The following is a 26,895-nucleotide window of genomic DNA, read 5'->3' as shown; positions in this document are numbered from 1 at the left end:
CAGATTTCCTAGTACATGGAATCATAGTTGTTGAGAATTCGATCATATAAACTGAAACCATGTGAAAACTTTTTAAAATGCTGGTTTTTTCCATAAAAAAAGAACAGGCAGCGCCTGTTCTTTTTTATTATTTTACAATGTGAATTGGCATGCCAAGAGCTACTTCTGCCGCTTCCATTGTGATTTCACCTAATGTTGGGTGAGCATGGATTGTTTGTGCGATGTCCTCTGCAGTCATACCTGCTTCGATCGCTAAACCAAGCTCGGAGATGATGTCAGATGCACCTGCACCAACAACTTGAGCTCCAATTAACAAACCATCTTCGCTATCAAGCGTTACAAGCTGTACGAAGCCTTCTGTACTGTTCAGAGACAACGCACGACCGTTTGCGCCGAATGGGAATTTGGAAACTGTTACTTTTAATCCTTCGTCTTCTGCTTGCTTTTTCGTGTAGCCAACAGAAGCTAATTCTGGATCTGTGAAGCATACAGCTGGGATTGCAATATAATCAATTTCAGCTGCATGTCCGCTAATCGCTTCAGCCGCAACCTTACCTTCGTAAGATGCTTTATGCGCAAGCGGCGGTCCTGCTACGATATCACCGATTGCATAGATGTTATCTACAGTTGTGCGGCATTGTCTATTGATTTCAACCAAACCGCGCTCTGTCAGCTGCACACCAATTTGCTCTAAGCCGATTTCTTGTGTGTTCGGACGACGTCCTACTGTTACAAGAACATAGTCAGCGTCAACGGATTTCATTTCACCGTTCACTTCAAAGTTTACTGTTACACCGTCTTCACGTTCTTCTACAGATTTACCGAACGCTTTTGTATGAATTTCTACATTGCCTTTTTTCTTCAAGCCGCGTTTTACAACCGCGCTCATAGACTTTTCAAAGCCAGCTAGAATTTCTTCGCCTGCTTCTAAAATTGTAACTTCTGTACCGAAGTTCGCATACGCCGTACCAAGCTCCATTCCAATGTAGCCGCCGCCGATTACAACAAGCTTTTTCGGGATTTCAGTTAATGCCAACGCACCTGTTGAGTTGATTACGCGCTTTGAGAATTTGAAGCCAGGAACTTCGATTGGTGTAGATCCTGTTGCAAGAATTGCGTTTTTAAATGTATATGTTTGTGCTGAATCTTCTGTCATAACACGTAATGTGTTAGCATCTACAAAATACGCTTCACCACGAATGATTTCAACTTTGTTTCCTTTTAATAAGCCTTCTACGCCGCCAGTCAATTTCTTTACAACGCCTGCTTTCCAAGCTTGTACCTTAGAAAAATCAACTGTTACGTTTTCAGCAATGATTCCCATATCATCAGAATGCTTCGCATGCTCATAACGATGACCAGCAGAAATCAATGCTTTTGAAGGAATACATCCAACGTTTAAGCATACACCGCCAAGAGTTGCTTTCTCAATAATTGCTACCTTTTGTCCAAGCTGAGCAGCACGAATTGCCGCAACATAACCTCCTGGACCTGCACCAACTACGACCGTATCTAATTCAATTGCAAAATCCCCTACTACCATTTCGATTACGCCTCCATTACAAGTAATTGTGGATCGTTCAACAAACGTTTAATATGGTTCAATGCGTTTTGAGCTGTAGCGCCGTCAATCAAACGGTGGTCGAAGCTTAAAGATAGCGCCAATACTGGTGCAGCTACGATTTCGCCATTTTTTACAACTGGTTTTTCCGCAATGCGGCCGATTCCAAGGATTGCTACCTCTGGGTGGTTAATAACCGGTGTGAACCATTGTCCGCCCGCAGATCCGATATTTGTAATTGTGCAAGAAGCGCCCTTCATTTCGTTTGGAGACAATTTGCCGTCGCGTGCTTTTCCTGCAAGATCGCTAATATCTCTTGAAAGTGCAAAGATAGATTTGCGGTCTGTATCTTTAATAACCGGTACAAGAAGACCTTTGTCTGTGTCAGCTGCGATACCGATATTGTAGTAATGCTTATGAACCACTTCTTGAGATGCATCATCTAAAGATGTGTTTAACATCGGGTACTCACGTAAAGCAGATGTTAATGCTTTTACAACGTAAGGCAAGAATGTTAGCTTGATTCCTTTTGCTGCTGCAACATCTTTGAATTTTTTGCGGTTTGCAACAAGTTCTGTTACATCCACTTCATCCATTAATGTTACATGTGGAGCTGTATGCTTGGAGTTTACCATCGCTTTTGCGATTGCTTTACGGATACCGCTCATTTTTTCGCGTGTTTCTGGGTATTCACCAACTGGAATTGGCTGTGGCGCAGGCGCTGCTGCTTTTTCCTCTGCTGCTGGTGCCGCTGCTGGAGCCGCTGGTGCTGCAGTAGCTGCCGCTGCTGGAACTGCACCGCCAGCTAAGAATGCTTCGATATCAGATTTTAACACACGGCCATTTTTGCCTGTGCCTTGAACAAGACGAATATTTACGCCTTTTTCACGTGCATATTTGCGTACAGATGGCATTGCGATAACGCGCGCACTCTCTTCTGCTAACGGTGCAGCTGGAGTAACTGCTGCCTCTGCCGCTGGTGCTGCTTCTTCTGCAGGAGCTGGAGCCGCTTCGTCGTCATGACCTTTAAATTTCAAATGCTCGTAGCCAGGCGCATCAAATTTAACAAGAACATCGCCAACAACAGCTACTGTTCCTTCTCCTACAAGGATTTCTACTACTTTTCCTTTTACTGGAGATGGGATTTCTACAACAGCTTTATCGTTTTGTACTTCAAGAAGCACATCATCTTCTTTTACTTCATCGCCAGGCTTTACGAACCATTTTACGATTTCGCCTTCGTGAATACCTTCACCGATATCCGGTAATCTGAATTCAAATGACACAGAGCTCAACCCCTTATGTTTATGTGTAAGTTTATATGGATAGAAGAAAACAGAGCGGACTGTTTTCTTCCTTATTTATTTTTATGTTTAGAAATTGATTACTTGTTGGATTGCTTCTACAACGTCCTTATGGTTTGGAAGCCATACGCCCTCAGCTTGAGAGAACGGGAAGATTGTGTCAGCTGCTGTAACACGAACAATTGGAGCTTCTAAGCTTAACAATGCACGATCGTTAATCTCTGCTACAACAGTTGCTGCTACACCGGCCATTTTTTGTGCCTCTTGTACCACAACAACACGGCCTGTTTTCTCAACAGATGCGATGATTGCTTCAATATCAAGCGGGCTTACAGAAATAAGGTCGATTACTTCTACAGATACGTTTTCTTTTTCTAACTCTTCAGCTGCTTTTAGTGCAGCATGTACCATAGCGCCGTATGCGATGACTGTTACGTCCTTGCCTTCGCGTTTTACGTCTGCTTTATCTAATGGAATTGTGTAGTCGCCTTCTGGTACTTCTTGACGGAAAGAGCGGTATAATTTCATATGCTCTAAGTATACAACTGGGTCGTTGTTGCGGATTGCAGAAATTAACAATCCTTTCGCATCGTATGGAGTAGATGGAATTACTACACGTAATCCTGGATGCTGTGCAACCATACCTTCTAAGCTGTCAGCATGAAGCTCAGGTGTATGTACACCGCCGCCGAACGGAGAGCGAATTGTCACAGGCGCGCTGAAGCGGCCGCCAGAGCGGTAACGCATACGAGCTAGCTGCGCACAGATAGAGTCCATAACTTCAAACACGAAGCCGAAGAATTGGATTTCTGGAACAGGGCGGAAGCCTTCAAGAGAAAGACCAACCGCAAGACCGCCGATACCGGACTCAGCAAGAGGTGTGTCGAATACGCGTTGTTCGCCAAACTCTGCTTGAAGACCTTCAGTTGCACGGAATACACCGCCGTTTACACCTACGTCTTCCCCAAATACGAGAACGTTCGGGTCGTTTTTCATTTCGACGCGTAACGCATCAGTGATAGCTTGAATCAGTGTCATTTGCGCCATGGCTTACTTCGACTCCTTCTCTTTGTAAATTTCCAGCTGCTCCTTCAAGTTGTAAGGAAGCTCTTCGAACATGTTCACAATTAAGTCTGTTACTTTTTGCTTCGGAGCTTGGTCAGCTTTTGCAATTGCTTCTTTAATATCTTCTTTTGCTTGCTCGATTACTTGTTCTTCGATTTCTTGAGACCATAGGCCTTTTGCTTCTAAGAACGTACGGAAGCGAACGATTGGATCTTTCTTTTCCCATTCGTTTTCAACGTCTTTTGTACGGTAACGAGTTGGGTCATCGCCAGCCATTGTATGCGGGCCGTAACGGAATGTTAAAGTTTCGATTAATGTAGGACCTTCGCCGTTCACTGCGCGCTCACGAGCAAAACGAGTAGCCGCGTATACCGCTAACGGATCCATACCGTCTACTTGAATGCCTAAAATACCAGCTGCAGCAGCTTTTTGTGCAATCGTACGTGCAGCAGATTGCTTTTCTACTGGAGTAGAAATTGCGAAACGGTTGTTTTGTACGAAGAAAATCGCTGGTGCTTTGAAAGCTCCTGCAAAGTTTAAGCCTTCATAGAAGTCACCTTGGGATGCACCGCCGTCACCTGTGTACGTTACTGCAACGGATTGTTTACCGCGCAATTTCATACCAAGTGCTACACCAGCAGCTTGAATAATTTGTGCACCGATGATGATTTGCGGTGAAAGTGTGTTCACATCTTCAGGCGATTGGTTGCCTTGGAAATGGCCGCGAGAGAATAAAAATGCTTGGTAAAGCGGTAAGCCATGCCAAATCATTTGTGGAACATCACGGTAACCTGGAAGTAAGAAATCTTCTTTCTCAAGTGCAAAATGGCTTGCTAATTGAGATGCTTCTTGTCCAGCAGTTGGCGCGTAGAAGCCCAAGCGTCCTTGACGGTTTAAAGAAATTGAGCGTTGATCTAAAACGCGTGTATACACCATGCGGCGCATTAACTCTTTTAGTTGCTCATCAGTTAGGTCTGGCATTGCATCTTCGTTAACAACTTGACCTTCTTCATTTAAAATTTGGAATGTTTGAAATTGCTCTTCAATTGCTTGAAATTGTGCTTCAGCATCAAACAGGGCTTTTTTTGCTTTTGCTTGCGTACCCATTCCGTTCACCTCTTCTTCTTTTATGAACTTTCTTTCGAAACGCTTTCAGCAGCACAACAAATATGCTTGCTGTTTGTAAGTATAAGAACCGATCAAACAATCGGTTTTTTCAGTTTTTGTGGGTTTTGTACAATCTGTACTAATTTTTTTTTACAAATCATTAATACAACGTTAACCACATTTTTTAGTTTACAACTATTCTAATCTTTATGTCAATCACTTTCATTTCAAATTTTTTTCAAAAAATAATGGAGCTGTACTAGGATAATTGCTTTGTTTCCCTCTGCTGTATCATTAATTGTAGCACTCCTGTTATATTATCTCCTTTTTTCTCTATTCTCTCTCTTAGAATAATATGTAAGCACTGTCATATTTCCGTTTCTTTATCGAAGCCATTCACCTCCTCTTCTCCTGCTGAATCATCTCCTGATAATATAACAGAGAGTATGGTCTAGAGCCGTTCACGCTTGATATGCAGTCCGGCGCTTTTGTAAAACTTCTCTTTTTTCACGTTATATTGCTCTGTATAGTTGTTGAATAATCGATTCAACTGTAAAACCTGTTCGTATTCTCGATTAATCTCCTCGATTTGCTTTTGAATCTGCCGAAACGAAATCGCATCACTTTGCAGCAAATCGTATAGCTCCCGGTCTTTTTGCAGTGCGCGTTCATATTGTGCGTATAACTGTTCATATACCCCATACCGGGCTTGCATCGTCCTTGTTAATGGGACAGCGCAACCTTTTAAGCTATTCTCCTCTATCTCCTCAAACAAAGGAAGCACCTTCGCAAACGTCTTCTTTGCCTCATACAAGCCGCTGCGCTCACGCATTAAATGCTGCTCACGTTCCTCAAGCGACTCCTCAGCCTTTATAGCGAGCTCCTGACGCTTAGCTGTATCGTGCAGACCGAGGGATAGGATGGTTTCATACAATGCTTTTTCTTTCTTTTCCAGCAAAACAAGCGGCTCTTGCTCTGTCTCAAATGCCCGCTCAGCAGACGCAACCCGCTCTAATCCCTCGTATATACTCGTAACAGCTTCCCTTTGCGAGCAGCAGGCAAGCAATAAACAAGCGACTACTAACGTAAGCCCTTTTTGTATTGACAAGCAACGCACCTCCCTCATCCACCGACCAAAGCAAGCTGTAGGCAAACATATCCCCTATGTTAGCTTTTCTCTTGTGCTGCGGAAAATATACAGCTCTTTCCATCTCTATAGGCAGATAACCACACACTTTTTCTCAAAATTCATACAGTATAGTAACCGCACTACTTGCGGAAACAATACAAGGAGGGCAACTCTAATGTACGGATATACAAATTGCTACTACCCAACCTATACGGCACCAGCTTACGGCTATGGCTATGGCTACGGCGGATATGGCGGCGGATATGGCTGCGGTGGAGGATATGGACGCGGCTTCGCGTTAATTGTAGTATTATTTATTCTTTTAATTATTGTAGGGGCTGCTTGCATCCACTAATGTAAACAGAATAACTATGAAAAAGGAAGGTGCGCCTTCCTTTTTCTTTGTGTCTAGAACATTTCACCTCAGCAACAAACTGGATCATGTCTGCTTTTCTTTACACTGCAAGAACGGATAAATTTCTAGCTGGAAGACCATTCGACGTAGTCGGAAATTTTAAGAATACAGTATAAGGGCAACTACGCCTCTGTCTTCGCCCAAGAGCAGGGCGAGTTTTCTTTACAAGATAAGAAAGGATAACTTTTCGGGGTGATGTCTAGCTCCCAAGTCCCAAAATGGCAGACTCCGGGCTGAACCTCCACAAAAGGCAAAAAGCGCCTTTTACTCCGGCCCACCCCTACGCTGCCATAAAAGGCGGGCCTTGTCCGCTTTTCTTTATCATGACATTTCGGGCAGACTTTGATAGACTGAAAAGAAAAAAGGAGAGACGTTTATGCTTACAATGGAACACATCGTCCGGGAAGGGCATCCCGTCCTACGGCAAGTTGCACAGGAGGTTGCATTGCCGCCAAATGAGGAAGATATTCAAACATTGCACGCCATGTTGCAATTTGTAATTAATAGCCAAAATCCAGAAATAGCAGCGCAATATAATCTTCGGCCAGGAATCGGGCTTGCGGCTCCACAAATTGGCGTCTCAAAGCGAATGATTGCTGTTCATGTTACAGATCGAGACGGAACGCTACATAGCTACGCGTTATTCAATCCAAAAATTATAAGCCATTCAGTTGAGCGCACCTATCTAACAACTGGTGAGGGCTGCTTATCAGTCGACCGGGACGTACCAGGCTATGTGCCTCGTTATTCGCGTATTACAGTCAAAGCATGGAGCGTGGATGGCCAAGAGCTGAAGCTTCGCCTCAAAGGACTTCCAGCTATCGTGTTCCAACACGAAATCGACCATTTAAATGGTGTTATGTTTTATGATCGTATTAGTGAAAGCAATCCATTTGCCCCGCCAGAAAATGCACTGCCGCTAGAAAGATAACAGGGCAATGGAATGATGCTGTTGCCTCTCATAAAGAAAACTCGCTGATTGGCGAGCCCTACTTACTACTGTATTCCTAAAATTTCTCGCTACGTCGAATTGGCTTCCAGCTAGAAATTTATATTTTCTTACAGTGTGAGAAATCCCCTCAACTGAAAGGTTGGGGGGATTTCTTGTGTCGTTCTCAATAACCTCACGGCTATTTACAGGCTGAACAAGGCGATGGTTATCTGGAAAAATACTTTGAAACATCTGAATTTGCTCCTTGGATGCTATTTTTCAATCTTAACTGGTTATAGTTTCTGCCATTACAAGCCATACTACTTCATGACAATCCGACCAATTTTTCTGATATAATTTCCGGTGAAATAAAAAACAGCAAGCATTACACCTGCTGTTTTTCCTCTATCACACTGCAACTGCTCGCACACGATTTATTGATCGCACAAGCAGCACATTTACCTTGTTTACTTTTTTTCACAAATTTTGTAATACTGTATGCCGCATAGCCAAAAATAAGTGCACCAAGGACGACATTAACCATAGTTTAAGCCCTTCTTCCTTATTGAAATCCAAGCAGTTTTCCGCCTGTATATACAAGGAAACTTAGTCCATACGCCAACACAAGAGCGTAACCAATCGAAAATAACGTCCACTTGTGAGAAGCTGTTTCCTTTTGAATCACAGCTACTGTCGCTAAGCATGGAATGTATAATAACACAAACACTAAGAAGCTATAGGCTCCAAGCGGCGTAAAGAATTGCCCCATCGAAGCTTGCAGTGCATCAATATTCGGTGTTTTGTAAATAATCGTCATTGTCGAGACAACAACCTCTTTTGCCAAAAACCCTGTAATTAAAGCCGCTCCCGCCTGCCACGTTGCAAAACCAATGGGCGCAAACAACGGAGCGATCAGCCCTCCTATTAGAGCAAGAAAGCTGTTGTCCATATCTACATTTAAGCCGCTTGGTCCTGCATATGCCAAAAACCAAATCACAACAGAGCCTCCGAAAATAAAGGTACCAGCCTTTCGAATAAACCCTTTTCCTTTATCCCACGTACTGCGCATCAGTGTCTTCCACTGCGGAAAACGATACGGCGGCAGCTCAATAAGAAAATACGACACTTCATTACGGAAAAGCGTAGAAGAAAACAATTTTGCCAGCAACAATGCGGAGACAATGCCAAGTATATATAATGATAACACAATCAAAGCTTGGTGCTTTGGAAAAAAGGCTGCTACAAATAAGCTGTATACGCTAAGGCGTGCTGAGCAGGACATTAGTGGCGTAAGCAAAATCGTTAACAAACGCTCCTTCGGCTGCTCAATAGTCCGTGCCGCCATAATCCCCGGAACGTTACAGCCCAATCCAATAATCATGGGGATAAACGCTTTTCCGTTTAGTCCCACCTTCTCCAATAAGCGATCCATTACTGTCGCGACACGCGCCATATAACCTGAGTCTTCAAGCAACGAAATAAAAAAGAATAAAATAAAAATTTGCGGGACAAATACAAGAACGCCTCCGACACCTGCAATAATTCCATCAAGTACAACAGCTCGTATAAAATCACTTGCCCCCACTCGTCCAAGCAGTGCCCCGGCCATATCGGAAAGCGGCCCGGCCATAAAGCCGTCAAGCTGATCCGAAACAGGGGTGCCAATCCAATCGAAGGTTACCTTAAACAACAGAAACATTGTAAGCAAAAAGATCGGAATCCCAAATATGCGATGCGTAACGATGCTATCAATCCGTACTGTCAATGACGAACGATGCGAATGCTCTTGCGTGACACACTGCGAGAGAATACCGCGAATATATCCAAGCCTTGTTTGGTGTATATACTGCTTCAATGTCTTCGCCTGTCTATTACTCTGAATTGCTGCCTCTGCTTCTTGAATAACACGAGCGAGCACCTGTCCTCCAAGAAGTCTCTCTACCTCTTCCAAGACAACTTCATTTCCCTCTAGACACTGCAAGGCATACCAACGTTTGGCTCCCGGCAAGGAATCTGGTAATTGTACAGTAAGCTGGTGAACAGCTTTCTCTATCGCTTCTCCGTATTCTAGAAGGAGAGGATCTTGCTTATGAATATGTGTTACTTTCTCGAGCAAAGCATCACAGCCTGTACCCTTCCGAGCGACAATTGGGTATACCGGAATACCAAGCGCGCTGCTAAGCAGTGAATGATTGATATTCATTCCTCGCATCAAAGCAACGTCAACCATATTCAATCCAATGATAACTGGTTTCCCAAATTCGAGCAGCTGCACAGTCAAATGAAGATTGCGCTCAAGCTGTGACGCATCAAGAATATTTAAAATCCCAGAAAAGGACTCTTGTAATAAAAAGTTTGTCGCAACGCGCTCATCTTTAGAAATAGGATGAAGGGAATAAATTCCCGGCAAATCTATTAACAACCCTTTATTATGACGCAATGTTCCTACTTTTTTTTCAACCGTTACACCGCTCCAGTTTCCAACGTATTCATACGAACCGGTTAAGGCGTTAAAAAGCGATGTTTTTCCTGTATTCGGATTCCCAAACAAGCCGATGTGTTTCATGACACTTCCTCCAAGGAAACCTGAATACAATCAGCTTCCTTGCGCCGAAGGCTGATGTGCTGTCCAGACACCTCAATTATGCAAGGACCACGAAATGGGAGCAATCCCTTTAAAGAAACAACTGTCCCTTCATCTACCCCTAAATCAAGAAGTCGGCGTTGAATAGCAAAACTAACATGAGATAGATCGCTAATTCTTGCTTGCTTTCCCCGCTCTAACTGTGTTAGTATCATCGATCTTCCTCATTTCCCTCTAAAAATGATTATTATTATCAGTTTATATTATATGTCGTAATTAATAGAGTTAAAAGAACTAAGTTTGTCAATTTTAAAAATTTTCAGTGCAAATGGAGCTTACTGCTTTGCATATGCAAATACATCCAAAAAAAGTAAAGAGTAAACTCAGGCGTAACAGACATTCTTTCTCGTGACATCGAATTGGCATCCAGCTAGAAATTTATGCTTTCTTAAAAAGTGCGAAAAAAACTCCTCTGTACCAGATATATGCTGGTGCAAAAATACATAAATCCCTTTCTCATACATGAATTTCGCTGTTTCATCTCATACTACTAAAAAACGGGCGCATGTTTGAAATACGGAAAGGAAGGCTAAGATAATGTTTAAAAAATTAAAAGAAAAATTAAAAGTTTACTTAAATGACCTGCTTCATAAAAAGAAAATCGCGTAGGATGAGCTTTTTTCCCACCCCTGCTGAAAAAAACATGAAAAACAAATGTGTTTCCTTTATAATAGTTAGAAGGCAGACTCACAATCGAAACAAGGAGAGGTTTTATTATGATTTTTAAAGTGTTTTATCAAGAGAAAATTACGGAGGTACCTGTGCGAGAGAAAACGCAGGTTCTATACGTAGAAGCGGACTCACAACGGGACGTACGCAAAAAGCTAGCGCCGTTCCATTATAATATTGAATTTGTTCAACAGCTTGCCGGCGCGCATCTCGCGTATGAACAACAAAGCGAAAACTTCAAGCTTGCGGAGAACGTATAATGAAATTTTTAAAACATGACCAAACCGCAGTCTTCGCTCTCGGAGGACTTGGAGAAATCGGAAAAAATACATATGCGGTGCAATATCAAGACGAGATTATCGTTATTGACGCAGGCATTAAATTCCCGGAAGACGAGTTGCTCGGCATCGACTACGTAATTCCGGATTACACGTATTTAGTACGAAACGAAGAAAAAATCAAAGGTTTATTTATTACGCACGGTCACGAAGATCACATCGGTGGTATCCCATATTTATTACGCCAAGTAAATATCCCTATTTACGGTGGAAAGCTAGCGCTCGGTTTAATTAAAAATAAATTGGAAGAGCACGGATTGCTTCGAAAAGCGCGTTTGTATGAAATCAAGGAAGACGACGTGATTCAATTCAAAAATACATCGGTTTCCTTTTACCGCACAACGCACAGCATTCCAGACGCTTACGGAATTGTTGTTAAAACACCGCAAGGACAAATTGTTCATACAGGCGATTTTAAATTTGACTTTACGCCGGTTGGCGAGCCTGCGAACCTAACAAAGATGGCAGAAATCGGAAAAGAAGGCGTGCTTTGCTTATTGTCTGACAGCACAAATGCAGAGGTGCCTAACTTCACATTGTCTGAGCGCAGAGTTGGCGACAGCATCCATGAAATTTTCCGCAAAGTAGAAGGGCGCATTATTTTTGCAACCTTTGCATCTAACATTCACCGCTTGCAGCAGGTTGTAGAAGCAGCAGTCGCGAACGGCAGAAAAGTGGCGGTATTTGGCCGGAGCATGGAAGCAGCAATTGAAATTGGACAAGACCTCGGCTATATCCATTGTCCAAAGGATACATTTATTGAGCCTTCTCAAGTCAATCGGATGCCTGCTGACCGTACTGTTATTCTTTGTACAGGAAGCCAAGGCGAGCCTATGGCCGCATTATCACGCATTGCGAATGGGACGCACCGTCAAATTCAAATTATCCCTGGCGATACAGTTATTTTCTCCTCTTCACCAATTCCAGGCAACACAGTGAGTGTAAGCCGTACAATTAACATGCTGTACCGCGCTGGGGCAGAGGTTATATACGGACCTTTAACTGATATTCATACGAGCGGGCATGGTGGACAGCAGGAGCAGAAGCTTATGCTTCGTCTTATGAAACCAAAGTTCTTCATGCCGATTCACGGCGAATATCGGATGCAGCGCATGCACGCGAAGCTTGCGATTGATTGCGGCGTTGCAGAGGAAAACTGCTTTATCCTCGACAATGGTGATGTATTAGCCTTAACAGAGGATGAAGGAACAGTAGGGGGAAAAGTGCCATCCGGGTCAGTCTATATTGACGGAAATGGCATTGGTGATATCGGGAACATTGTCTTGCGCGACCGCCGTATTTTATCGGAGGAAGGTCTGGTTATCGTAGTCGTTAGCATTGACATGAAGGAATTCAAAATTGCAGCTGGACCAGATATCATCTCCCGCGGCTTTGTCTATATGCGTGAAAGCAGTGATCTAATCAGCGATGCGCAAGCCTTAATTGCTACTCATCTGAGTAAAGTAATGGAACGTAAAACAACACAATGGTCTGAAATCAAAAATGAAATTACCGACACACTAGCGCCGTTCCTATATGAAAAAACAAAACGAAAACCAATGATACTTCCAATTATTATGGAAGTATAAGCAAGAAGGACAACGATCACGTTGTCCTTTTTCTATTGCACGCTTTCACTCACCAATCGATACCCTACCTAACAAATGAATATTATTTTTCTAAATATGCTTCAAAACGATCAATCTCATCGTCAGCACCAATCATAATTAAAATATCACCTTCATAAATTGCCTCCGTCGCACGCGGCGAAACAAATATCTCCTTTCCTCGCTTAATAGCTACAATATTTAAGCCGAACCGCGCTCGAATATTTAAATCCTGCAGCGTTTGTCCATGAATGCGCTTATTCGCCATGAGCTCGACAACACTATGCTCATCTGACAGCTCCAAATAATCAAGCACGCTTGTTGATGCAATCGTATTTGCAATTCGCTTGCCCATATCACGCTCTGGATGAACAACCTGATCTGCACCGATTTTACGCAGTACCTTTTCATGATAATCATTCGTAGCTTTTACTGTAATATTCTCTACACCTAATTCTTTTAGCATTAGCGTTGTTAAAATACTCGCTTGAATGTTATCGCCAATGGCTACAACAACATGATCAAAGTTACGAATACCTAAGCTTTTTAATACCATTTCATCTGTTGAATCTGCAATTACCGCATGGGAGGCAATATTAGAAAACTCATTTACACGATCTTCATCCACATCAATCGCCATTACCTCCATGCCAAGCTGGGACAATTCACGGCAAATACTGCCCCCGAATCGGCCAAGCCCGATCACTGCAAATTCCTTTTTGCTTCCGCTCACATACATTCCCCCAATAATGAATTCCATCCTAAAGTTCTTATATCGAACTACCCCCATCTACTCGCTAACGCTCCTTTCTCACAAGGGAACTTCCGTTGGTCGAAGGTGGGAGATTCCGTATCCTCTTCCCAGGAAGCGAAATACAGAGCCATTCAACAGGCTGCTCATAAAGCAAATAGGGAGAGCTCACACTTCCTTGTAAGGGACAAACGTCACCGCGTTGACTTTGTCCCTTACAAGGAGTGATAGCTGCTTCTCTTTTTTTCAACCTACTAGTTAAGTTGAAAATGTTCGCTAATCTTAATTATACTACGAAAAAAGACCTAACATCTCTGTTAGATCTTTCTCTGAAACGTATTATATATGTAATGTTGCTTGACCTGGCCTCCAGTTCGCAGGGCAAAGTCCGCCAGTTTGCAACGCTTGAAGAACGCGCAATACTTCGTTCACTTCGCGTCCAATATTATTGTGATGTACTACTTGGTACATTAATTCGCCTTCAGGGCTGATGATGAACAAACCGCGAAGCGCGATTCCTTCTTCTTCGATTAAGACACCGTAGTCGCGAGACACAACATGGTTTGTGTCAGCTGCCAACGGATAGCGAAGCTCGCCTAAGCCGTTTTTCGTACGCTCTGTGTTAATCCAAGCTAAGTGAGTGTGGATTGTATCAGTAGAAACACCGATTACTTCTGCATCTAAATCTTCAAACTCATCGTAACGATCAGAAAGCGCAATGATTTCTGTCGGGCATACAAATGTGAAGTCCATTGGATAGAAATAAAGTACTGTCCATTTTCCGGCGTTCATGTTGTCTTCTAAGCTTATTTTTCCAAATTCTTTGTTTGCTAAAACAGCTTCCATTTCAAATCTGGGAGCTTGTTTACCTACTAAACGCTCTGCCATATGTATTAGCCTCCATTTTTTTATTTACACGTGTAATTATGTAAGAGGAAGTCAATTAGGACCAATGTTACACAAGAAAAATTATCAGTAATTAACATTTCCTTCAAAAATTTCCTTTTAACTACATTATAAAGTATTGTGTAGAAATTACAAAAAATATACAAAAAGCAGATAGGCGTTTCGCCTATCTGCTTCCCTTCCATTTCATATAGCTTGTAAGAAATGATATTGCACGTTCAATGGCATCTTCACTTGGTCGCAGCTTTGCATGATGCAGGCCGAATTCCGACTGAACCCCCAACCAAAACATGAGGCCGGGAATCTCCGCAAGCATATAACCAAAGTCTTCGCCGGTCATTGCTTCGCGGCACTCGATCACTTCCATATGACCGCTCTCTCTTGCAAAGTTCATAAACTCTCGTGTCACTTCTTCATGGTTATACACCTGATGATACATTGCTCCGTAGTCAATCACTGCTTCACATTGAAAGGAGGCTTCGATTCCTGCAACAATTGCTTCAATCCGCTCTTTTACCTTGTTCATAGACTCAACAGATAACGTACGAATCGTCCCCTCTAGACGCGCTGTTTCTGCAATGATGTTCTGAACAGTGCCGCCTGTAATTTTTCCGATGGTAATGACGGCAGAATCAAGCGGATCCACGTTACGGCTAATAACAGACTGCAGCTGCGTAACAAGATGGCTCGCTGCTACAACCATATCGTTTGCATGATGCGGATAAGCTGCGTGACCGCCCTTGCCCTTTAAATCAATAAACAGCTCTGATGTATTGGCAAACAAAAGCCCTTCCCTTGTGGCAATCGTACCGACTGGATATTCTGGCGCAATATGAAGCGCAACGATGATATCAGGCTTCCATGCTTGGAATTCCTCGCTTTCCATCATCGGTTGTGCACCGCCTGGTCCTTCTTCAGCAGGCTGGAAGAAAAAGACCGCATCATCGTCAATCGGCTGCTCTACAAGCACTGTTACCACTCCAAGGGCAATGCTTGTATGCATATCATGACCGCATGCGTGCATCAATCCTTCATGCGTAGAAGAAAATTCATAGCCCGTTTGTTCTGAAATAGGCAATCCGTCAATATCAGCACGATACCCGATTGTTTGTCTTGGATTCCTTCCTTTCACCTTTACAAGGACACCTGTTCTCCATGTACGAATCTCTAACCGCTCTGGAGGCAGCGTTTCTAAATAGCTTAAAATATATGCTTGCGTTTTAAATTCTTGAAAACCGAGCTCGGGGATTTGATGCAGGTCCCGACGAATTTGCACGAATCGATTCATAATCTCACCCTATTCTTTGATAAAAAGCGTAAGAACTCTAGGCCCTTACGCTTTCGTTTGCTGTATTCGGATTATTCTTCTGGATTCAACTGACGAAGTTCTTGTTTAATCTCAATTTTAGACTTTGTTTTTTCGTCAATCTCTTTAATCACACGAGCTGGTACACCTGCTACAACTGTGTAAGGAGGAACATCTTCTGTAACGATTGCGCCAGCAGCAACTACCGCACCTTTTCCAATACGTACACCTTCTAATACTACGGCGTTAGCTCCTACTAATACATCATCTTCTACGATAACAGGAAGAGCAGAAGGCGGTTCGATTACGCCTGCTAATACAGCGCCCGCACCAATATGACAATTTTTTCCTACTGTTGCACGTCCGCCTAATACAGCGCCCATGTCAATCATTGTGCCTTCGCCGATAGAAGCGCCGATATTAATCAGCGCGCCCATCATAATAACAGCGTTATCGCCGATTTCTACTTGATCACGAATGATTGCGCCTGGCTCAATACGAGCTTTAATTCCTTTTAGGTCAAGAAGCGGGATCGCAGAGTTACGGCGATCGTTTTCCACTACATAGTCTGCAATACGAGCGCTGTTTTCATCAAGTACAGCTTTTACTTGCGTCCACTCACCAAATAATACACCTGTTTTTTTATTTACAAATGCTTGTACTGTTTCTGGAAAATCGATTTCCTTAAGATCTCCCTTTATGTATACCTTTACTGGTGTTTTCTTTTCGCTTTTTTGAATAAAAGCAATAATTTCATTTGCATCCATCATGTTCATAATATGAGGTTCCTCCTAATTCGATATGCTACTTGTTACTGTACCAAAGAGAACGTCCGGTAGCAAGGATGAAAGGTTATTTTTTTACAATAAAATTCTTTACGAGATCAGCAAACGCTCCCACCTGCTTTAATTCAAGAGCAGCTTCATTCATTAAAAGCCATGTTTCGCGCGTTAGGCCCTTGCCGTCTACTGCCATTGGCAACTTATAAACCCCTTCTGCAGTGTGTAGTACACTTGACGGCAAAACCGCGTAGCCAATACCGTGCATAACCATTTGCTTGCATGTTTCGATTTGGTCTACAACAATGGTGCGCTTCGGTGGATGCGAAAACATCGCATACCACCAGCTTTGAATTTGCGAATAGTAGGTCGAATCGCTCTTAAACTGGATAAACGGTTTATTCGTATCCCGAAGCATCGCCATGTCGGAGATTTCTGTATCCACTAGGTACAGTTCATCTGTCAGTAAATGATATTTCTTCCCTGGATAATCCTGTGAGCCGCGCACAATCGCCAGATGTACATCTCCTTCGTAAAAATGCTTTTGTACTTCGCTGCTCCAACCGGTAAACAGCGAGATTTGTACGAGTGGATACTGCTCTACAAAGGTTTTTAAAATGCCCGGCAGCCAATATTGACCAATAATGGAAGCAACTGCAATCTTCAGTGTACCATGCGTTTTCACCTGCAGAGCAGCAAGCTCATTTTTCACATTTTCCTCCTGCCGCAGCATCTCAATTGCGTATAACGTCACTTTTTCTCCCTCAGGCGTAATCGTCAGGCCCTTTTGTGAGCGAAGAAAAAATTTCATCCCCCATTGCTTTTCCATCGACTGAAGCCGTTGACTCAGCGCAGGCTGCGACACAAACAATCGTTCCGCCGCTTTTCTCATATTTAACTCCTGCGCCAATACGACCATCATGCGGAAATCATCTAGCTGCATATGGTAAGCTCCTTTCCTAATATAAAGAAAACTCGCCGATTGGCGAGCCCTGCCCTTGGGCGAAGACAGAGGCGTAGTTGCACTTATACTGTATTCCTAAAATTTCTTACTACGTCGAATTGTCTTCCTGCTAGAAATTTATACTTTCTTACAGTGTAAAAAAGTGCAACCTTTGGCAGAAAGTTGCACTTTCACTGCTATTTATTGTAGCGGCGCACCTTTTTACCTAATAGCTTCAAGATGGCACGGCGCGTTAAAATACCCTCGAAACAGCCGTCTTCATTTTCTACGCACACAAACGGATGATTAATGACCATATCAAGCCCTTGCGCAAATGTATCATGTAAGCCCAATCTTGGGATATTCACATTCATTACATCTGCCACCTTCATTTTCTCAAGACGTTCAAACTCAATGCGCTCCATCCCTAAAGTACGATCTAAAATCATAGCGGTACTAATCAATCCTTGCAGCTTGTAAGACGTATCGAGAACAGGAATGGCGGAATACCCGGACTTCACCAAAACAAGCATGGCATGTTCCAAACTGTTGGCAGCTTGCACATGTGCCACTTTTTCTGACGAGATTAATAAATCCTTCACGAAAATTTGCTTAAAGTCCTCTGTTGGAAGACTAATCATTGCACTTCCCCCTTTCTTGTATAGCACTATGTCTTTTTTTACCATTGATAGCGTTTCCACTTTATTAGCGTACTCAGCTCCTTTTAGTTGGTTCATATTGACATTCTCTATTTTACCATACACGCGAAAAAAATGACTACCAATTCTGGTAGTCACATATCAGCATTCCGTAAGCGGTCAAATAATCTTGCCACCTGCAAGTAGTGTACATGATCCGAATCCTTCAAGTCACTCTCTATATCTGCTAATTCACAGGAAAGAAGCTCGCTTGCGTATCTTTGTTTAAATAGTATCTTAAGCAAAAGGCTTTGATCTTCCTCCGTTAACCGCATCTTTTCCTTTTCCATCTCCCGACTCCCCCTTAAACAAAGTTCATCTTCTGTTATTATATAAAAATTTCACTTTGTTTAATAGAGGAGGAAAACCCTAAATGTTCGCCATCTTTCGACCGTTCCTAACATATAAGGGAAGATAAGGAAGGGGATATTTCAGTATTTCCTGATTCCCCCGATTTGCAAGCACAGAAATTGTAGGAATAGCACTTATTTTGTATAACGATTTGCGTAACTAGACGCAGCGTATGCATCCGGCTTAATTTTTGCTGTCAGCCCCATAGCCCTTATACGCTCTGTCATGTCTAAAATAAATTCCTTCGTCAGCCCATGGTTTCCGATATCAAGATGAATCTCCATTATCAAATGAGCGCCTTCATTCCGGTACGGATATATGAGTTCGAGCAAATCACTCATATGCCCTGGTGTAAACAAACAAGCAATCTCTTGACTTAAGTGTGTTTCTAAAGATATCTTTTCACGCAGGCTGTCTAACCTTCTATGTATAACCTCATTGCGCAAGCAGCCCCATGCTCCCTTCCCCACTCGGTGCAAATGGACAGCTGTAATAAAACGCGTATCGTCTCCGTGCGCCTGAGAATCCGTACCTATTGAAAGGCGATAGACGTTTCGCGGGTCTGCTTTCATAAAATTGCAGATGCGCGCAAATACATCATCAAACCTCATATGGCGCTCCGACAAGTTGTAAAAGAAATAGTCTCTCATATAACATTGTCCCCTCTCATGACAACTCCGGCATTCTCACTATATGATGCATAGGAGGTAAATATGCTGCCTTTTTTGTCAGAGAGAGCACTTCGTTAGCCTTTACTTGTTTTGATACTGCGTATGATATAACCGCAAGATGGACATGTGTAAATTACATCTTGGTTAGATTGTGCGGTTAACACATCCTCCATTCGCGCAGCCCGTTTGCACGCGGGACAAATCACATTAGGCATATACACTAGGAAACACCCCTTTCCTTCTCAGTTTGAACAAGGGCAGAAGGAATCATACAAAAAAACAGCAACTCATGATGAGATGCTGTTTTTTTATGTATGAATTAGGAAATCATATCGTAAATCTCGATTGCTACCATATCGATATTGTCAAATTGATATGTTTGCGGTTTTTCTCCCGGCTGATACACTTCCAACTCGTACGTATCACTTTTATCAAAGTATTTCACACTGCATTTACGCTCGCCATTTACTTCAAAATAGCGCTGTGCCACTTCTCCGTTTGCAGCTTGCTCTTTCAAGCTAACAAGACGAGTAATAATTCCTTGGAGCAGAGACATAAAATCTCCCCTTTCTCTAATTTTCCTGCGCATAGTGTTTGCAACCGCACTTTTTCTATCCGCAACAACAGAAAATTTGTCTCATTCAATAGGATAACGGTTGAGAGCCAGAAACTCAATAAATTTGTCGAAAAAAGTTATACAGAAAAGCGAACATGGTTCATTTCTCTCCCAAAGTAAAACAGCACTCGTATAAAAGGCATGGTGCAGTTCCACTTATTGTCAGCGTGTAAAAAGCTAGTTTGCGGAAAGAAACTGCCAGCAGGAACTAGACCTTATACAAGCAAGCCGCACCCGAACGCAACACCAACAACAAGCCACGATGGCAGCCTCCAAACGCTAAGCAATGCAAAATATAGAAGCACAAGCACCGCATCGACCATTGTCATAACTGCTGATTTGAAAATAGGATCATATAAAGCAGCAAGCAAAATCCCGACTACACCAGCATTAATACCGAGAAGCGCTGATCGCATGCTTGAATGCCCCCGCAGTGCATTCCAAAACGGCAACCCTCCTAGGATAAGCAAAAAGGCGGGCAGAAATATGCCGATTGTCGCAACAATCGCTCCCATTACTCCGTACAAACTTGCACCAATATAACTTGAAAAGGTAAATAACGGTCCGGGGACAGCTTGTGTTACACCATATCCAGCTAAAAACAACTCCTTCTTCATCATACCGCTATCCACAATTTCTGTTTCTAAAAGCGGGAGCACAACATGACCGCCGCCAAATACAAATGCCCCTGAGCGATACATCGTATCAAACAGCACAAGCAGCGGCGAGGACACAAATGTACACAAAAAAGGCAACCCAAAAAGCAAGGTGAAAAACAGGATAAGGGAGAATATACCCGTTTTTCTTGAAACAAAAAATGCTGTTATGTTCGTTATACCCGCTTCTTCTTCTCTATATACGAGATACCCAACAATACCGCTTACACCAATTACTATCAGTTGCATATACGATGATGGGAATAAAAAAAGACTCGCAGCGGCCGCAAGAACTATCGTTTGCCGCACAGCATCAGGAGCAAGCTTTTTCCCCATCTCAAATACCGCTTGTGCCACAACAGCTACGGCAAGGAGCTTCAAGCTATGAATCCAGCCGGCTTGCGCCGTTTGCTCGTGCACAAAAAGCGCAAAGCTTGTCAATATCAAAACCGATGGTAGCGTAAATCCAAGCCATGCCAGCAAACCGCCTAAAAAACCGCCTCGCACCATACCAATAGCAATCCCAACTTGGCTGCTTGCAGGCCCCGGCAAAAAGTTTGCCAGCGCAACGATATCAGCATAGCTTTTTTCATCTAACCATTTCTGTCTCTCAACGTACTCTCTGCGAAAATAACCAATATGCGCAGCAGGACCGCCAAATGATGTGCAGCCTAGACGAAGCGCCGTCCAAAATATATTTGTATATTGCTTCATTTTACCAACCCCAAACTATAAAAATGCGAAACACCCTTCATCCATTGTCCGCACCCATCTTTCATTATAGTTTGTAACGGGATGCCTGTCCCTACCTTTTTTGACTCTTTTCCCCCTTCTTGCCGCTTTGCTACGCCCTAATACGCTTAAGGAGGAGGTCTTCTCTCGGAATATGATACAATATGTAACAACGATATAAGAAACGAGGTAATGAAATGAAAAAAGTAGAGCTATACACACAGCCAGACTGCCCGCCATGTCAAATTATCAAAGAATTTTTCAAGCATTATGAAATTTCCTACGTAGAGTACAATATTAAGCAGGACGGTGCCGCCCGCAAGCGTCTTCTGCATGATTATAACTCATATTCTACACCGACTGTTGTCGTAGACGGAGAAGCAGTGACGGGATTCAATATTGAAAGACTGCAAAATCTTCTTGGAATTGAAGCGTAAAGAAAACTCGCCGATTAGCGAAGACAGAGGCGTAGTTGCACTGATACTGTATTCCTAAAGTTCCCCACTACGTCATAAAAGCGGACACAGCAGTGTCCGCTTTTATGAATAAAATCTAGTTATACTCAGCCATTCTCTTTCTGTTCCTTCTCAAGTGCCTGAATTTCTGCTAACAATATCTTGTTACTATGATAGCCTGCCAGCTTCCACGTTCCCTCCATTTGTTGAAGCGATACAACTTCATAGATTGCTTTATCCTTAAGATGCTCGTACACATACAAGAGACCGTGCTCCTGATCATAAATCGTTTTCGTTTCAGATGTAAAGGAAAACGGTGCTGTGTTAGTAAGTAAATATGTGCCAGGTCCTTTTGCATCATCGCTGTTTTCGTCAATGAAGACCTGCAGGAAATTATCTGTAAAATACGGAGACAGTTTCTGATACATCGTCTCCGATGACAGCTTCTTGCCCCGAATCGCAAATTGTGCTTCGTATCCTTTTCGAATTGTGTCAAACACAGCAGTTCTATGTATTTTCACATTTCCCTTGTCGGTGGCAATCGCCACGCTTTGCCCGACAATAATCGCAAGAAGCAGCAAAAATGCAATCCACGCTCCGTATCGTTTCAACATGTTTCCCCCTCCATTTTATCCTGTCTCCATTGTAGCAAGTCACAACACGGCATAGACAATCTTTCGTTCGCAAAATCGCTACAGCAATAGACAGCGTTTTTTGCTGATATGTAGCAGGATTTCCATAAAGGGAAAGAACAAAACAAAAAATACGCGAAAAAATAAAGAAAAGCGGACAAGGCCCGCCTTTTATGGCAGCGTAGGGATAGGCCAGAGTAAAAGGCGCTTTTTGCCCTTTGCAGAGGTTCAGCCTGGAGTCTGCCATTTTGGGCCTCGGGAGCTAGACATCACCCCGAAAGGTTATCCTTTCTTGTAAAGAAAACTCGCCGATTGGTGAGCCGTTGGGCGAAGACAGAGGCGTAGCCCTACTTATACTGTATTTCTAAAATTTCTCACTACGTCGAATTGGCATCTAGCTAGAAATTTATAATTTATACTTTCTTAAAGTGTAAAGAAAAACCGTGAGCGCGAAACAAATAGAACGCGCTCACGGCCTGTATTCTTCTCAAAATAACGCATCCTGCTCATATAAAAACTCATGCGACAAGTCAATAAACAAGTAATGCTGATCATCATCAATCGGGAACGAAAATGTACGAACCATCTCACCTGTGTCAATATCCGTATACAAGTCGGATAAACGCCCTTTCTTTTCAAAACGCATTTGCATGATATTTGCCAAAAAATACGGACGCCAGCTCCAGTTCTTTTGCTCATATTCCGGCACAAGCTCCCATTGGCCATTTTCCTTTACTAGGTTGCCAGACTTCTGAAAGCCGTCCTCATCACAGACGTACAGCCTAAAGCTGCAATCAGTAACTTCCTCACTAAGCGTCATGAGCCATTTATTAAAGCTCTCAATTTTCTTTTGCTTGGCCATCGCCGTGCTAATACGACTGCGCAGCCTTTCCGTTAGCGCATATATGTTTTCCAGCTTTCGTTTTTCATGAACGATAAATTCATGACATTCTTGTCTCAGCCGATCCTTTAAAATATCAGCATGCAAAAAGGATGGCATAAATCGCTGTAAATAGTCCCCTTGATAATACCGTCCCCCATTACGCCAGGCATATTGAAGCTGATAAAACGCATCAATATCTTCATAAAGAAGAGTTGCTCCAATTCTCCTTGCTAACAGAGAGATCGAATACAGCACATCTTGATAAGACTGCAGCATTGCAGTTTGCCGTAAGCTGCTCAAGTCCACCTTTAAAATGTCTGGTGACAACAGACTGATACGCTCAAGATTGCTCATACCTGCTCCAACCTTGTTAATGGCCAGCTGTACACCGTACGTCCGATAATAGGTGAGCAAATGTAACAATTGATTAAGATCACCTGTAAAATCCTGCTCTCGAATTTCCAACACAATATTTTTCAAGTCCAGCCCTTGCTTTTCATAAGCAAGCAGCTGATTCAAAAAGCTATCTTCCTCATCCTGCATGAGCAAATTGGCATTGCGATTAATGAATAACAGTGCTGACGGATCCGTTTCCAGATGCATTTGCAGCGCTTTTGTTAAAATCAAATTGTCGACCTCGATCCGATACTCTTCCGGAACAGATTCATCACGAAAAAACGACGCAAGACCTTGGATGCCTTGCTCTGTCTGAATGCGCCCGACCGCTTCATATCCAATTACCGTGTGCTCATCCGCACTGAAAATTGCTTGATAATAAGGAAGGACTTGATCTAAATTAGACATAACATCTAATGCGTCCACTAGTAGTACCCCTCCCTTCTTCCTTCTCTCCATCGCTCGTACGACACCCCTTGCCGTAATCTTCTTTTACTGCTGCATGATCCGCAGGGTCTTTCCTTTCGGCACTAACGGACTGCTTTCAGACAAAATATCCTCAAACATAGATAGTAATAGTGTAACATTCATTTGCTTTATAGACCATAAGGCCAATCCATCAAAAATTCATAATTTATTTGGAATATGTACTGCAGCAAATTCTTCATATTTGTGGGCGTAAAACCACGCTACCTCTAGGTTCGTGGTAGCTCACCTTACTCACCATATGTAAACACGTAGAGCCCAAGGTCCTAAGCCCTCGATCGCCAGCATGCACAGATGTCCATACTCATACCCGTCTCCCACCTTCTATTATAGGACTAATAGAAGATGGGAGACCACAAAATTTCCGACTACGTCGAGGTAGCTTCCGGCTAGCAATTTATGCTTTCTTAAAGAAAACTCGCCGATTGGCGAGCCCTGCCCTTGGGCGAAGACAGAGGCGTAGTTGCACTTATACTTTATCTCTAAAATTTCTCACTACGTCGAATTGTCTTCTAGCTAGAAATTTATACTTTCTTAAAGTGTAAATTAAAATGGATGCTGATGCAGATGCTGACCACCATCCATCGTCATCACCGCACCGTTTATATAAGAGGCCTCATCTGAAAGTAAATAACAGGCAAGGCCTGCGATTTCCTCTGGTGTTCCAAGACGACCAAGAGGTACGCTTTCTAGCGTACGCTTCGCAGCCTCTTCTGACACCCAAAGACGTTCTGCTCCTCCTGTACGTTCAATCGGCCCCGGCGCAATGGCGTTTACACGGATCCCATATTTTCTCCCCCACTCCACCGCAAGCGTACGAGTCATAGCCAATACGCCCGCTTTTGCCGATGCAGAATGAATAACACCAGGACCAGCATCCCAAGCATACGTAGCAATCATATTCACAATCCGTCCAGCAATCCCCCTTTCAATCCAATACTTTCCAACTGCGCTGCTGCAATAAAAGGTTCCGTTCAACACAATGTTGATAACAGCATTCCAACCGTTTACAGACAGCTGCTCCGCTGGACAAACAAAATTTCCTGCAGCGTTATTCACTAGATAATCAATACGCCCAAAAGCAGCATCCACCGATTGCACCATTTGCTGTGCTTGCTTTGGTTCACGCACATCCATTTGCACAACGAGTACCTGGTTCTCAAATTGCTCAATCTCTCGCTTCGCTTGCTCTAATGCTTCTAACGTACGACCTGTGATTACAACATACGCACCCTCGCAAGCAAAGCGAAAAGCCATCGCTTTCCCCATCCCGCTCGATCCGCCTGTTACAACAACAACTTTTCCCTTCATACGTCCCACCATCCCCTAAAATGGATACTTATTCATTTTATCATTGCTATTCTATGAATTATGCTTCATTCTTCAAAATAGCCTTCGATACGGAAAATTATTACAGCTTGAAAGAATATCTTTTCTTTGCTTACTGTCATACATACGAATAGAAAGCGATATAATAAAACAGATTTCTATAGATAGGTGAGAGACTATGACAAAGATTACTAGAAGGGCCTTTTTGAAAAAAAGTTTTTGTTTCTCGCTATATACACTACTAACATCAGGGATAGGGTATTATTACGCCAGACACATTGAACCTTCCTTACTTGTAGTTACCCGTCATTCCATCCGGTCTCCACTCATACCCAAAAGCTTTCACGGCATGAAAATCGTACAGTTCAGCGATTTGCATCTGGGCTACTATTATTCATTGCCTCGGCTTGCTAAAGTTGTGAATCGAATTAATCAAGAAAAAGCAGATATTGTCTTTTTCACTGGAGATTTAATTGACGATCAACGATCCTGTCCGTTCACCTCTCAGATTGCACCCATTCTGCAACGTATTCATGCTCCTTTTGGCAAGTATTGCATTTATGGCAACCATGATCACGGTGGGTATGGTACCGAATTGTACAAAGTGATTATGAATGAATCAGGCTTTATTCTGCTGCAAAACAGCGAACAGCGTATCCGTCTTGTTGATGGGAGTGAAATTGCTATTTTAGGTATCGATGATATGATGTTAGGGAATCCAAAGCTAGAACAGACACTGCGGCTCGCACGTCAGGAATTATATACAATTGTTCTCGTGCATGAGCCTGATGCCGCTCCAGTCATTGCACAGTACCCAGTAAACCTGCAGCTCTCCGGCCACAGCCACGGCGGACAAGTACAACTGCCTATCATTGGTCCTGTTATTACGCCTCCTCTTGCAAAGAAGTATATAGAAGGCTTTTATACCGTTTCTAATTTGACTGTATATGTAAATAGGGGACTCGGAATGACACGCGTACCGTTCCGCTTTTTCGCCCAACCAGAAATTACAGTTTTCACCCTCCAGCACGGCGAATAGTCGTGCTTTGCCTATTTTCTACAAGTTCTCCACGCGTACTGGCTCCTTTATTCTCTCAATTCCATAGTATATCGTAAGTTTAATAAAGGAGGTGAAAACTGGTTTCATAGAATTTCCAAAAGCAGGTAAATAGTTCAATTCTGAATTGTAGCTTTTGGTAATTTTTATAAACCAGGTTAAAGATGTATCCTCACTTGCAGCCTATTCCGTTTCGTTCTGCTCCTATCAACCCGGGAGACACACGCATTCTACCGTTTTTTGGCTTTCCGTTTTTAGCAGGTATCGCCGGCGGCCTGCTTGGCGGCGCCGCGATATCACTTTGGCGACCTTGGTTTGGCGGCTTTGGTGGCCCCGGCTTTGGCGGCGGCTTTGGTTACGGTTATGGTTTTGGCGGCCCTGGCTTTGGCGGCGGTGGTGGCGGCTTTGGTGGCCCTGGCTTTGGCGGCGGCTTTGGTGGCCCTGGCTTTGGCGGCGGCTTTGGAGAACGGATGAGGAC

Annotated in this window: 28 protein-coding genes; 7 read left to right on the top strand and 21 right to left on the bottom strand. The window is 43.1% G+C overall.

Annotation, left to right across the window (positions count from 1 at the left end):
• Positions 1–127: 127 nt before the first annotated feature.
• The 5 genes from lpdA to AAHB12_RS02640 all read right to left on the bottom strand — a co-directional run bounded on the left by lpdA (position 128) and on the right by AAHB12_RS02640 (position 6,145).
• Complete coding sequence (gene lpdA / locus AAHB12_RS02660; protein ID WP_342044220.1) at positions 128–1,543, bottom strand: dihydrolipoyl dehydrogenase; 1,416 nt, start codon at positions 1,541–1,543, stop codon at positions 128–130.
• A gap of 5 nt (positions 1,544–1,548) precedes the next feature.
• A complete protein-coding gene (locus AAHB12_RS02655; protein WP_342044219.1) occupies positions 1,549–2,847 on the bottom strand; it encodes a dihydrolipoamide acetyltransferase family protein in 1,299 nt (432 codons plus the stop codon).
• Between the two features lie 87 nt (positions 2,848–2,934).
• A complete protein-coding gene (locus AAHB12_RS02650) occupies positions 2,935–3,912 on the bottom strand; it encodes an alpha-ketoacid dehydrogenase subunit beta (RefSeq protein ID WP_129726939.1) in 978 nt (325 codons plus the stop codon).
• Between the two features lie 3 nt (positions 3,913–3,915).
• Entirely contained in the window at positions 3,916–5,037 is a 1,122-nt protein-coding gene (gene pdhA, locus AAHB12_RS02645) for a pyruvate dehydrogenase (acetyl-transferring) E1 component subunit alpha (protein ID WP_342044218.1), read from the bottom strand.
• A 451-nt stretch (positions 5,038–5,488) separates the two neighbouring features.
• A complete protein-coding gene (locus AAHB12_RS02640; RefSeq protein ID WP_342044217.1) occupies positions 5,489–6,145 on the bottom strand; it encodes a YkyA family protein in 657 nt (218 codons plus the stop codon).
• Between the two features lie 196 nt (positions 6,146–6,341).
• Here AAHB12_RS02640 and AAHB12_RS02635 point away from each other — a divergent pair, with 196 nt between their 5' ends.
• Together AAHB12_RS02635 and def are read left to right on the top strand one after the other, a co-directional pair.
• A complete protein-coding gene (locus tag AAHB12_RS02635) occupies positions 6,342–6,521 on the top strand; it encodes a YjcZ family sporulation protein (protein WP_129726942.1) in 180 nt (59 codons plus the stop codon).
• A gap of 436 nt (positions 6,522–6,957) precedes the next feature.
• Positions 6,958–7,512: a peptide deformylase gene (gene def, locus AAHB12_RS02630; protein ID WP_129726943.1), complete on the top strand. Its 555-nt coding sequence runs from the start codon at positions 6,958–6,960 to the stop codon at positions 7,510–7,512.
• Positions 7,513–7,897: 385 nt separating this feature from the next.
• On the opposite strand, the gene AAHB12_RS02625 is transcribed toward def, so the two are convergent.
• Genes AAHB12_RS02625 through AAHB12_RS02615 form a run of 3 tightly spaced genes read right to left on the bottom strand, consistent with a single transcriptional unit; the run spans position 7,898 to position 10,311 of the window.
• Positions 7,898–8,056: a FeoB-associated Cys-rich membrane protein gene (locus AAHB12_RS02625; RefSeq protein WP_129726944.1), complete on the bottom strand. Its 159-nt coding sequence runs from the start codon at positions 8,054–8,056 to the stop codon at positions 7,898–7,900.
• Between the two features lie 18 nt (positions 8,057–8,074).
• On the bottom strand, positions 8,075–10,078 hold the full coding sequence (gene feoB / locus AAHB12_RS02620; RefSeq protein WP_342044216.1) for a ferrous iron transport protein B: 2,004 nt from the start codon (positions 10,076–10,078) through the stop codon (positions 8,075–8,077).
• Entirely contained in the window at positions 10,075–10,311 is a 237-nt protein-coding gene (locus tag AAHB12_RS02615; protein ID WP_129726946.1) for a FeoA family protein, read from the bottom strand. The genes feoB and AAHB12_RS02615 overlap by 4 nt, the downstream gene beginning before the upstream one ends.
• Before the next feature lie 561 nt (positions 10,312–10,872).
• On the opposite strand from AAHB12_RS02615, the gene AAHB12_RS02610 reads away from it, so the two are divergent.
• Positions 10,873–11,085 carry a DNA-dependent RNA polymerase subunit epsilon gene (locus AAHB12_RS02610; protein ID WP_129726947.1) on the top strand — a complete coding sequence of 71 codons (213 nt, stop codon included), beginning with the start codon at positions 10,873–10,875 and terminating at the stop codon, positions 11,083–11,085.
• Entirely contained in the window at positions 11,085–12,752 is a 1,668-nt protein-coding gene (rnjA, locus tag AAHB12_RS02605; RefSeq protein WP_129726948.1) for a ribonuclease J1, read from the top strand. Before AAHB12_RS02610 ends, rnjA begins: the two co-directional genes overlap by 1 nt.
• A gap of 82 nt (positions 12,753–12,834) precedes the next feature.
• Here rnjA and AAHB12_RS02600 read toward each other — a convergent pair whose 3' ends face one another.
• The 10 genes from AAHB12_RS02600 to chrA form a co-directional block, all read right to left on the bottom strand.
• Positions 12,835–13,509 carry a potassium channel family protein gene (locus AAHB12_RS02600; RefSeq protein ID WP_446715511.1) on the bottom strand — a complete coding sequence of 225 codons (675 nt, stop codon included), beginning with the start codon at positions 13,507–13,509 and terminating at the stop codon, positions 12,835–12,837.
• Between the two features lie 351 nt (positions 13,510–13,860).
• On the bottom strand, positions 13,861–14,409 hold the full coding sequence (locus AAHB12_RS02595) for a peroxiredoxin (RefSeq protein WP_129726950.1): 549 nt from the start codon (positions 14,407–14,409) through the stop codon (positions 13,861–13,863).
• A gap of 184 nt (positions 14,410–14,593) precedes the next feature.
• Positions 14,594–15,715, bottom strand: coding sequence for an N-acetyldiaminopimelate deacetylase (locus AAHB12_RS02590; RefSeq protein ID WP_129726951.1), 1,122 nt, complete (start codon positions 15,713–15,715; stop codon positions 14,594–14,596).
• A gap of 71 nt (positions 15,716–15,786) precedes the next feature.
• Positions 15,787–16,509, bottom strand: a complete 723-nt coding sequence (dapD, locus tag AAHB12_RS02585; RefSeq protein ID WP_129726952.1) for a 2,3,4,5-tetrahydropyridine-2,6-dicarboxylate N-acetyltransferase — start codon at positions 16,507–16,509, stop codon at positions 15,787–15,789.
• A gap of 76 nt (positions 16,510–16,585) precedes the next feature.
• The gene (locus tag AAHB12_RS02580) at positions 16,586–17,455 is read right to left on the bottom strand and encodes a LysR family transcriptional regulator (protein ID WP_342044215.1); all 870 of its coding nucleotides are present in this window, start codon (positions 17,453–17,455) and stop codon (positions 16,586–16,588) included.
• A 197-nt stretch (positions 17,456–17,652) separates the two neighbouring features.
• A complete protein-coding gene (gene cbpB / locus AAHB12_RS02575) occupies positions 17,653–18,096 on the bottom strand; it encodes a cyclic-di-AMP-binding protein CbpB (protein WP_129726954.1) in 444 nt (147 codons plus the stop codon).
• Positions 18,097–18,248: 152 nt separating this feature from the next.
• Positions 18,249–18,443 carry an antirepressor AbbA gene (abbA, locus tag AAHB12_RS02570; RefSeq protein WP_129726955.1) on the bottom strand — a complete coding sequence of 65 codons (195 nt, stop codon included), beginning with the start codon at positions 18,441–18,443 and terminating at the stop codon, positions 18,249–18,251.
• A gap of 195 nt (positions 18,444–18,638) precedes the next feature.
• The gene (locus AAHB12_RS02565; protein ID WP_129726956.1) at positions 18,639–19,154 is read right to left on the bottom strand and encodes a ribonuclease H-like YkuK family protein; all 516 of its coding nucleotides are present in this window, start codon (positions 19,152–19,154) and stop codon (positions 18,639–18,641) included.
• 340 nt (positions 19,155–19,494) lie between these two features.
• Positions 19,495–19,731 carry a YkuJ family protein gene (locus AAHB12_RS02560; RefSeq protein WP_129726957.1) on the bottom strand — a complete coding sequence of 79 codons (237 nt, stop codon included), beginning with the start codon at positions 19,729–19,731 and terminating at the stop codon, positions 19,495–19,497.
• Between the two features lie 275 nt (positions 19,732–20,006).
• The gene (gene chrA / locus AAHB12_RS02555) at positions 20,007–21,161 is read right to left on the bottom strand and encodes a chromate efflux transporter (RefSeq protein ID WP_342044214.1); all 1,155 of its coding nucleotides are present in this window, start codon (positions 21,159–21,161) and stop codon (positions 20,007–20,009) included.
• A 215-nt stretch (positions 21,162–21,376) separates the two neighbouring features.
• On the opposite strand from chrA, the gene AAHB12_RS02550 reads away from it, so the two are divergent.
• Positions 21,377–21,616: a glutaredoxin domain-containing protein gene (locus AAHB12_RS02550; RefSeq protein ID WP_129726959.1), complete on the top strand. Its 240-nt coding sequence runs from the start codon at positions 21,377–21,379 to the stop codon at positions 21,614–21,616.
• Between the two features lie 125 nt (positions 21,617–21,741).
• Here the strand turns inward: AAHB12_RS02550 and AAHB12_RS02545 are convergent, their stop codons facing one another.
• The 3 genes from AAHB12_RS02545 to fadH form a co-directional block, all read right to left on the bottom strand.
• Positions 21,742–22,245 (bottom strand): DUF3993 domain-containing protein, encoded by a 504-nt coding sequence (locus AAHB12_RS02545; protein WP_129727064.1) that lies wholly within the window; start codon positions 22,243–22,245, stop codon positions 21,742–21,744.
• 508 nt (positions 22,246–22,753) lie between these two features.
• Entirely contained in the window at positions 22,754–24,004 is a 1,251-nt protein-coding gene (locus AAHB12_RS02540) for an EAL domain-containing protein (protein WP_246040184.1), read from the bottom strand.
• A 573-nt stretch (positions 24,005–24,577) separates the two neighbouring features.
• A complete protein-coding gene (fadH, locus tag AAHB12_RS02535) occupies positions 24,578–25,342 on the bottom strand; it encodes a 2,4-dienoyl-CoA reductase (RefSeq protein WP_342044213.1) in 765 nt (254 codons plus the stop codon).
• 196 nt (positions 25,343–25,538) lie between these two features.
• On the opposite strand from fadH, the gene AAHB12_RS02530 reads away from it, so the two are divergent.
• The gene (locus AAHB12_RS02530; RefSeq protein ID WP_342044212.1) at positions 25,539–26,399 is read left to right on the top strand and encodes a metallophosphoesterase; all 861 of its coding nucleotides are present in this window, start codon (positions 25,539–25,541) and stop codon (positions 26,397–26,399) included.
• A 182-nt stretch (positions 26,400–26,581) separates the two neighbouring features.
• The coding region (locus AAHB12_RS02525) for a hypothetical protein (protein ID WP_342044333.1) at positions 26,582–26,895 on the top strand (314 nt) is incomplete at its 3' end.

Source organism: Bacillus sp. OTU530 (assembly GCF_038440375.1).
This window is presented reverse-complemented; position numbering and strand designations above follow the sequence as displayed.